The organism is Okeania sp. (genome assembly GCF_983059655.1).
Genome location: NZ_CEZPJD010000346.1, coordinates 1 through 8241 on the forward strand (window position 1 = coordinate 1; position 8241 = coordinate 8241).

Annotated in this window: 7 protein-coding genes; 5 read left to right on the top strand and 2 right to left on the bottom strand. The window is 32.6% G+C overall.

Annotation, left to right across the window (positions count from 1 at the left end):
* Positions 1–2661: DnaB-like helicase N-terminal domain-containing protein (locus AC3DU7_RS18700; RefSeq protein WP_488040824.1), on the bottom strand; the 2661-nt coding region annotated here is incomplete at its 3' end.
* A gap of 154 nt (positions 2662–2815) precedes the next feature.
* The gene (gene rplI / locus AC3DU7_RS18705; RefSeq protein ID WP_488040825.1) at positions 2816–3274 is read right to left on the bottom strand and encodes a 50S ribosomal protein L9; all 459 of its coding nucleotides are present in this window, start codon (positions 3272–3274) and stop codon (positions 2816–2818) included.
* Between the two features lie 532 nt (positions 3275–3806).
* Between rplI and proX (AC3DU7_RS18710) the strand changes: the two genes are divergently transcribed.
* The 5 genes from proX (AC3DU7_RS18710) to AC3DU7_RS18730 all read left to right on the top strand — a co-directional run bounded on the left by proX (AC3DU7_RS18710) (position 3807) and on the right by AC3DU7_RS18730 (position 8110).
* The gene (gene proX / locus AC3DU7_RS18710) at positions 3807–4823 is read left to right on the top strand and encodes a glycine betaine/L-proline ABC transporter substrate-binding protein ProX (protein ID WP_488040826.1); all 1017 of its coding nucleotides are present in this window, start codon (positions 3807–3809) and stop codon (positions 4821–4823) included.
* 599 nt (positions 4824–5422) lie between these two features.
* Positions 5423–6475 carry a glycine betaine/L-proline ABC transporter substrate-binding protein ProX gene (proX, locus tag AC3DU7_RS18715; protein ID WP_488040827.1) on the top strand — a complete coding sequence of 351 codons (1053 nt, stop codon included), beginning with the start codon at positions 5423–5425 and terminating at the stop codon, positions 6473–6475.
* On the top strand, positions 6439–6921 hold the full coding sequence (locus AC3DU7_RS18720; protein WP_488040828.1) for a glycine betaine ABC transporter substrate-binding protein: 483 nt from the start codon (positions 6439–6441) through the stop codon (positions 6919–6921). Before proX (AC3DU7_RS18715) ends, AC3DU7_RS18720 begins: the two co-directional genes overlap by 37 nt.
* 150 nt (positions 6922–7071) lie before the next feature.
* The gene (gene proX / locus AC3DU7_RS18725; RefSeq protein ID WP_488040829.1) at positions 7072–7758 is read left to right on the top strand and encodes a glycine betaine/L-proline ABC transporter substrate-binding protein ProX; all 687 of its coding nucleotides are present in this window, start codon (positions 7072–7074) and stop codon (positions 7756–7758) included.
* 67 nt (positions 7759–7825) lie between these two features.
* Positions 7826–8110 (top strand): glycine betaine ABC transporter substrate-binding protein, encoded by a 285-nt coding sequence (locus AC3DU7_RS18730; protein WP_488040830.1) that lies wholly within the window; start codon positions 7826–7828, stop codon positions 8108–8110.
* Positions 8111–8241 lie beyond the last annotated feature (131 nt).

Below are 8241 nucleotides of genomic sequence, written 5' to 3' on the forward strand. Positions count from 1 at the left end.
AGTATCAGTAGTCGTTAAATTATCGGCATTTTTATCTGACTTTCTTTTGACAGTTCTACTCTGAAGTGACTGATTTTGAGATTCAGCAAAATTTTCCACCAGATTCACCAATTCATCCCAGAAAAATCCCCTATTTTCTAATTTTTCCTTCCAGGCATTACCCGGTTTAGCTAAAGTGAATCTGTCGGAGTTAAAATCCAGATTTTCTGATGGAAGATTTCCTATATCTGCCAGAAAATTTATTCCACAGATAGTATAAGTAGTAGTTAAATTCTCAGAATTTTTAGGAGACTTTCTTTTGACACTTCTACTCTTGACCAACTGATTTTGAGAATCGGCAAAATTTGCCACTATACTAAGCAATTCATTCCAGAAAATTTCTATATTTTCTAATTCCTCCTTCCAGGAATTCTCTGGTCTGACTACATTTAATTTATCGAAGTCCAAATCCAGATTTTTTGATGAAAAATTTTCTATATCTTCCAGAATATTTTTCCCACAGATAATATAAGTAGTAGTTAAATTCTCAGAATTTTTAGGAGACTTTCTTTTTACAGTTCTACTATTTACTGACCGATTCTTAGATTCGACAAAACTTTCTACTAGGTTAACCAATGTATCCCAGAAAATTTCTATATGTTCTAATTCCTCCTTCCAGGAATTCTCTGGTCTGACTACATTTAATTTATCGAAGTCGAAATCCAGATTTTTTGATGAAAACCATCTATATTCGACAGACTTTTCCGTTACATAAGTAATTTCATTCCCGAAAACCTCTGTATTTTCTAATTTCTCAACCCAGAAATTATGCTGTCTGACTAAATTTAATATGCTAGAGGAGAAATCCAGACTTTTTAATGGAAAATTTCTCATATCTGCCAGAAGATTTTCTTCACCAAAAGTCTCAGAAGTAGTTAAATGTCCGAAATTTTTATCTGTCTGTCTTTTGTCATTTCTCTTCTCTGGTGAAAACCATCTATATTCGACAGATTTTTCCGTCACATAAGTAATTTCATTCCTGAAAATTTCCCAATCTTTGAGTTTTTCAACCCAAGAATTTTTCTTTGTGAGTAAATCCAAATCTTTTGATAGAGAACTACTAATATTTCCCACACAACTTTTCACAGATAAAGTCTCACAAGTAGTTAAATGCCTGAAATTTTTATTCGTCTGTCTTTTGCCATTTCTCTTCTGTAGTGAAAACCATCTAGATTTAGCAAAATTTTCCATTAGAAAAAGAACTTTATCCCAGAAAACTTCTGTATTTTCCAATTGCTCATCCCAGAAATTACTTTCTGTAGTTAAATTTAACCAGCTAGGATCAAAATCGAATTTTTTAGAATCAAAGCCGCCAATATCTACAATAAAATTTTTCTGAGACAAAGCATCAGTAATTGTCAAATGCCATAAATCCTTATTACAAAAACAACTTCTGTTTGCAGAGTATTCCGTAGGAAATTCTTTAACAACCTTTTCAATAGCACCAATAATTCCAAATCTGAGTAAAAGATGTTGTACTTGCCTAACAAACTTTTCACTCACCACAGAATAACCAAAACATACTCTCCTACTCTCCAATATTTTCACCCATCCATCCTGGGAAAATAAATATCTAATAAATAAAGCTAATTGTGACTTTTCTAATTTAAAGACAATAGGAAAAAGACAGAAATTATCCGAATCAATCAGAGAAGCAAACTTATTTTCTGGAATACTTTCATCGCCAAAAACATCTAACCGACGAGGTACAGCTATTTTTTCTCCTACCTGTAATTTTGCCAAAGGTTTCCAACCATCAACCGTTAGAAAAGGGTGAGTAATTGTCGTTTCTACAAATCTTCCTGATTTTGTTCTTACCCTAAATACAGGTTTAATTCCATCATCAATAAAAGCAGAAGGTTTAGTAATCTGAAACTTCCAATTTTTACCTAAAGTTAATAACTCCGTTTCTTGCCTTTGATAAACTTCTGCCAAAGTAATTAAACTGCCATCTTTTTGTAAAACTAAAGTATCATAAGCAGCACATTTTCCCATTGAGGGACGACCAGCAACAATAATTAAATCCGAACGTTGAAAACCTCCAGTCATAGCATCTAGATCGTAAAAACCGCAAGCAAGACCAGGTAAAGCAATTCCCTCATTTCTATCTTCAATCTCCTGAAAAGTATTGATTAAAGTTTCAGAAATAGGAACTAAATCTTGTTGTGGTTTATCCTGAGTTAGAGCAAATATTTTTTGTTCAGCTTGGTCAAGAATAGTTTTTAATTCAGTAGCTGTTTGAAACCCTAAATCAAAAATTTCATTTCCTGCTTGAATTAATTTTCTGCGGATATATTTATCAATAACTAAAGCAGCATATTGGTCGATATTAACCGCCGAAACAGTTCGTTCTAATAGTTGAACTATTTTTACTTGCCCGCCGATTTTTTCTAATTGATTATTATCAGTAAGCCAACTGGTAACAGTCATTAAATCTGTAGGTTTGCCTTGATTATAAAGTTGCCACATTGCTTTATAAAGAATTTGATGAGCTTCAATGGCAAAAAACTCTGGGCGTAATAACTCTGTTACTCGACTAACAGCTTCTGGATCGAGGAGAATACCACCTAAAATAGCTTCTTCCGCTTCAATATTTTGGGGAGGTAGGCGATCGCTAGACATCTATAGCAATATAATTTGAGTTGTAAAATATTGGGTAATTTTCGGAAAACCAATAAATTTTTGTTTTTATTCAAAATTGAGATTTCCCCAATCAGATATCAGTTATTTATGTTTCTAGTTCAACTGATAACTGATAACTGATAACTGATAACTGTTAACTACCTACTACTTGAATCTCTACTTCAGCAGTTACTTCTGAATGAAGTTTAATTTGAGCTTTGTAAAATCCAACTTTGCTAATTTCTGGCAAAGTAACGCCACGTCTATCAATTTCTTGACCAGTATTTTCCTTAATTACATCAACTAATTCTCTATCAGTAACGGTACCAAAAATCGCATCATTTTCACCAAGTTGTTTAGCAATTTTAAAGCGACCAACTGTTTCCAAAGCTGTCTTTTGAGCTTCTGCTGCTTGCTTCAATTCTATTTGTCTTTGTCGTTCTTGTTCTCTACGGCGTTCTACTTGTTTAAGAACACCTGGAGTAGTGCGAAAAGCAATTTTCTGAGGAATCAAATAGTTACGAGCATAGCCAGGAGCTACTTCTACCACATCTCCCGATACTCCTAATTTTTTAACATCTTGATTCAAGACTACCTGCAATTTTTTGGCCATAATTTTAATTGAAAATTTTTACTGCAAACTTTAATTATATAGCAGTTATCATAAGTCGTGAGGTACATAATTTCTTTTTTTTAGGAAATAGGGATTAGTGCCGCTACGCGGAAGTTAAAAGCGAGTGCTAATTAGCGAGGTTTCCTACGGCGCTTTTAAAGTGTGGAAATGGTTTCGCACACAGCCCCTCTAGAATGTAAAACGCACTTTATTGCAGTCAATCATTTTTGATTCGTAATTGTTTTAGGATTTTGTAACTAGTCAGTTATTTCCACCATCCTGCACTAGAAAAGAAAAAAGATTATGTCTGCCTCCAAAGGTTGATAAACCTTATATCGTGATTACAAAAAAACAAAAGAAAGCCAGAAGAGATGATTTACAAAATAAATAGATTAATTTAAGCTACAGTCTTAGCTGAGAGTAACTAGGGAAAATAACTGTAATTAACAATAAAGTCCTAGTTATTCTTACTTTTACTATAAAATTTTAAGTCTAAATCAAGCTAAAAATCATCAGATTTATTCAGGTCAAAATGAAACCAAAATTCCTCAAAATTATTTTAGGGACAATCCTTACCAGCTTATTAATAATTTTTACTTCCTGTCAACAAGTTCCTACCGATCAAGTTATTACCATTAGAAGTGCTTACAATACTGGTTGGGTAGAAGAGTTATTTCAAACCAAAGTTGTGAATATAGGTTTAGAAAAATTAGGCTACAAGGTCGAAAAACCTAAACAAATTGATTATCCTGCAATTTATATTTCCATAGGCAATGGAGATTTAGACTATAGTGTTGTTTACTACCAACCAGGGCACAATAAATTCTTTGAAAATGCTGGTGGTGAAGAAAAATTAGAGAAAGTTGGAAATTTAACTCCTAATGGAAATAGTGGATATCAAATCGATAAAAAAACCGCCGATAAATATAACATTACTAACATTGAACAATTAAAAGATTCAGAAATAGCCAAGCTTTTTGACTCAGATAAGGATGGTAAAGCAAATTTAGTTGGTTGTAATCCTGGTTGGGCTTGTGAACTGACTATAGACCATCATCTTCAAGCTTATGAATTAGAGGATACTGTAGAACATAATCGAGGCCAATATACAGTGCTTTTGGCAGATGCTGTTACTCGTTATCAAAAAGGGGAACCTATTATTTATTATGCCTATAATCCACACTGGATATCTGCAGTTTTAAAACCAGGAGAAGATGTTGTTTGGTTAGAAGTTCCTTTTACTTCTTTACCAAAATCTATGGGAAATCTGACTGAAAAAGATACATCAGTAGATGGTAAAAATCTTGGCCTTCCTAAAGTATATCAGGGTATTGTTGCTAATAAAAAATTCCTAGAAAATAATCCAGTTGCTAAAAAATGGTTTGAATTAGTTGAAATTTCAGTTGCTGATATGAATGCTGAAAGTTTACGCATCAAAAATGGAGAAGATCAACCAGAAGATATTTTGCGTCATGCTCAAGAATGGGTGAAAAATAATCAGCAACAATATGATAGTTGGTTGGAATTAGCAAGACAAGAAGCTAGTTAAATAATTAATAATTAATTATTAATTATTAATTATTAATTATTAATTAAATAATTCTGGTTTAGAGCCTCCCCATTTTAAGGGGAAAAAAGCGGTCGATCTTCGTAGTTTCCTGAAGGGTGGGATGGCGATCTTCGGAGCGGCTCTGATAAGAGTGGATATCATCACCATATTCATGAGACCAAGAGAAGAAATAATATTTCCTTATATTCAATTCCGTAGCGGTTTTAACCAGAGGTAATTATCAATTAATGAACTCTTATTTTCAAGGAAAGGATTGACTAGAAGGTAAAAGTAGTGACAATAGGTTCCAGACGCGCCGAGGGTAAAACTGAGTGTGCAAAAGTTTCCGGTAAACTTCGCTCATTCTGAATTCTGTTTGTGGAGCATTCCGTAGGAAATTTAAATTCTTAACCGTCAACATTAGTACCTCATAACTTCGGAACCTGCTGTAAATATTTAGTATTGAAAGTAGTAAAATACTATAGCAATCCTAAATTGGTTGCGGGTAATCAAAAAGTAGATAAAAAAACTGAAACTCTTAACTGTTCCCTAAAAACAGTAAGATTTTTATACACAAATAAAATAGGATTGCTATATTAATGAATAATGAAAGTTTTCTCAATCAAACCAAAATGAAACAAAAATATCTCAAAACTATTTTAGGAACAATCTTCACCAGCTTATTAATAATTTTTACTTCCTGTCAACAAGTTCCCACTTCTTCTGAAACAGTTACTATTCGTAGTGCCAATAGTACCTGGATACAAGAATTATTTCAAACCGAAATAGTAAATATAGGTTTAGAAAAACTCGGCTACAAAATAGAAAAACCAAAACAAATTGAATATCCAGCAATTTATATTTCTCTTGCCAATGGAGATTTAGAATATAGCACTGTTTACTATCAACCACAACACAATGAATTCTTTGAAAATGTTGGTGGTGAAGAAAAGTTAGAGAAAGTTGGAATTTTAACCCCTAATGGAATACAAAAATATGAAATAGACAAAAAAACAGCCGATAAATATAACATTACTAACATTGAACAATTAAAAGATCCAGAAATAGCTAAACTCTTTGACTCTGATGGAGATGGTAAAGCAAATTTAGTAGGTTGTAACCCTGGTTGGTCTTGTGAGTTAGCAATCAATCATCATCTTCAAGCTTATGAATTAGAGGATACTGTAGAACATAATCAAGGACAATATGAAATTCTCTTGGCAGATGCAATGACTCGTTATCAGCAAGGAAAACCAATTATTTATTATGCCTACGAACCTCATTGGATATCGACAGTTTTAAAACCAAATGAAAATGTAGTTTCATTAGAAGTGCCTTTCACTTCTTTACCAGAATCTATAGGAAATTTAAGTGAAAAAGATACATCAGTAGATGGAAAAAATCTTGGCTTTCCCGTACTTCAACAGCGTATAGTAGCTAATAAAAAATTCCTAGAAGCAAACCCAGTTGCCAAAAGATGGTTTGAGTTAGTTGAAATTCCAATTGTCGATATGAATGCTGAAAGTTTACGCATCAAAGAGGGTGAAGATACACCAGAAGATATTCTGCGTCATGCCCAAGAATGGGTAAAAAATAATCAACAAAAGTATGATGGTTGGTTAGAAATAGCAAAAAAAGCTCAGGAAGAATAAAGAAATTAAAAAGGCTTTCAGTTGCTATTACTTGCTATCAGCAAGGAAAATCTATTATTTATTATGGCTTTAATCCCCACTGGATATATACAATTTTAAAGCCAGGGGAAGATGCAATTTGGTTAGAAGTTCCTTTTACGTCTTTACCAAAATCTATGGGAAATTTGACTGAAAAAGATACATCTCTAGATGGAAAAAATCTAGGTTTTCCCTTACTGCAACAGCATATTGTGGCTAATAAAAAATTCTTAGAAGCAAACCCAGTTGCGAGAAAATGGTTTGAATTAGTACAAATTCCAGTGGCAGATATGAATGTTGAAAGTTTACTTATTAAAGAGGGTGAAGATAAGCCAGAAGATATTCTGCGCCATGCTCAAGAGTGGATAAAAAATAATCAGCAAAAATATGATAGTTGGTTAGAAAAAGCGAGAAAAGCTGCTAATTAAGAAGAAAGAATTTTGCTGATTTTTCAATAATTCAATGGATTTGAAAATTCAGAAAAAAAGTTGAGACTAATTTCTAAAACGCTATAAATTTGTAATCAATCAAGTCGTAAACTACCAGATATTAAATATCTTTCAATAAATTCAACTAAAATGAAGCAAAAATCTATCAAAATTATTTTAGGAAGAATCTTAACAAGCTTATTAATTGTTTTCACTTCCTGTCAAAAATTTCCTTCTGGAACAGTCGGTATTCGGAGTGCCTATAATAAGTGGATAGAAGAATTATTTCAAACCGAAGTAGTAAATATAGGTCTAGAAAAATTAGGCTACAAAGTTGAAAAACTAAAAGAAATTGATTATCCGGCACTTTATATTTCTCTTGCCAATGGAGACTTAGACTATAGTGTTGTTTACTATCAACCAGGGCACAAAAAATTCTTTGAAAATGCTGGTGGAGAAAAAAAATTAGAGGGAGTGGGAATTTTAACTCCCAATGGAATCCAAGGATATCAAATCGATAAAAAAACCGCCGATAAATATAACATTACTAACCTTCAACAATTAAAATATCCAGAAATAGCCAAACTTTTTGATTCCGATGGAGATGGTAAAGCAAATTTATTAGGTTGTAATCCTGGTTGGTCTTGTGAATTAGCGATTAATCATCATCTTCAAGCTTATGAATTAGAGGATACTGTAGAACATAATCAAGGACAATATGAAATTCTCTTGGCAGATGTAATGACTCGTTATGAGCAAGGAAAACCAATTATTTATTATGCCTACGAACCTCATTGGAACTCGACAGTTTTAAAACCAAATAAAGATGTAGTTTGATTAGCAGTTCCTTTTACTTCTTTACCAGAATCTATGGGAAATCTAACTGAAAAAGATACATCCCTAGATGGAAAAAAACTTTGGCTTTCAGATATTTCAACAGGGTATTGTTGCTAATCAAAAATTCTTAAAAAATAATCCAGTTGCTAAACGATGGTTTGAATTAGTACAAATTCCAGTTGCCGATATGAATGAGGAAAATTTACGTATTAAAGAGGGAGAAGACAAGCCAGAAGATATTCTCCGTCATGCTCAAGAGTGGATAAAAAATAATCAAGAAAAATATGATAATTGGTTAGAAATAGCAAGACAAGAGACTGATTCATTAGACATCTCCAATAATCAAAAATAAAATCAACTACCACACACAAATAATTAACTCTTTCAGCCTACTCCCTACTTCCTCTTTTCTGGAGATGTATATTGTAAATAGAAAAAGCGCAAAACACTATCCATAATATAATTAATATAATGGTATATAGC

Coding starts and splice junctions, on each gene's coding strand:
- AC3DU7_RS18730 (WP_488040830.1), top strand. CDS start 7,826: ATGGAAAAAAACTTTGGCTTTCAGATATTTCAACAGGGTATTGTTGCT.
- proX (WP_488040827.1), top strand. CDS start 5,423: ATGAATAATGAAAGTTTTCTCAATCAAACCAAAATGAAACAAAAATAT.
- proX (WP_488040829.1), top strand. CDS start 7,072: ATGAAGCAAAAATCTATCAAAATTATTTTAGGAAGAATCTTAACAAGC.
- proX (WP_488040826.1), top strand. CDS start 3,807: ATGAAACCAAAATTCCTCAAAATTATTTTAGGGACAATCCTTACCAGC.
- rplI (WP_488040825.1), bottom strand. CDS start 3,274: ATGGCCAAAAAATTGCAGGTAGTCTTGAATCAAGATGTTAAAAAATTA.